This window comes from Peptoniphilus faecalis, from assembly GCF_012976305.1.
Taxonomy (GTDB): domain Bacteria; phylum Bacillota; class Clostridia; order Tissierellales; family Peptoniphilaceae; genus Peptoniphilus_A; species Peptoniphilus_A faecalis.
This window is the reverse complement of sequence record NZ_JABDSR010000035.1, coordinates 1-698: the sequence shown is the minus strand read 5'-3', so window position 1 is coordinate 698 and position 698 is coordinate 1. Positions and strand designations below refer to the sequence as shown.

At 29.7% G+C, this 698-nt stretch carries 1 protein-coding gene; it reads right to left on the bottom strand.

The window, feature by feature from the left end; translation table 11 throughout:
• On the bottom strand, nucleotides 1-698 hold a 698-nt coding region (locus HKO22_RS10630; RefSeq protein WP_235932864.1), incomplete at both ends, for a DNA topoisomerase.

Here is a 698-nt window from a genome sequence, read left to right as displayed (position 1 = left end):
TTTCCATAAGTCTTTAGATACTTTGTATAACCTTCATCGATTACAGTCTTGCCACTTGCATTGAAGTTAAATTTATCATATTCATATCTGATTTTTCTACTAGATTCCTTTAAGTTACCCGAACATGAAGCAAGTAATTTATTCTTAATTATATTATAGATTTTGCTTTCTTTGTCAGATAAATCTTTGGCTTTTCCAATACCTGATATAGTAGGAATAATTGCATAGTGGTCTGTAACCTTAGATGAATTAAAAATAGACTTAAAGTTTGATTCATCGATTTTAAAATCATCTTCAAGTCCTTCTAATAATTCTTTCATAGTATTAACCATGTCATCGGTTAAATACCTACTATCTGTTCTTGGATATGTGATTAGCTTTTTTTCATACAAACCTTGTGCCAGATTTAAGGTGTCATTTGCTGAATATCCAAAATATTTATTCGCTTCTCTTTGTAAGGTAGTGAGATCATAAGGCTTATCTGGTTTTGTACTTACTTCTTTATCTTCCACCTCTGTAATAACTATTTCATCTTCTAACAGATTTAATAGTTGTTCCGCAACTTCAATTTTATCAATCCTATCTGATACAAGTTTCAATCCTCCATAAGATAGGTCAACTGTATAATATTTTTGCTTCTTAAATAGGTTTATTTCGCTATCTCTTTTAGCTATTAAATATAGAGTTGGTGTTTGTAC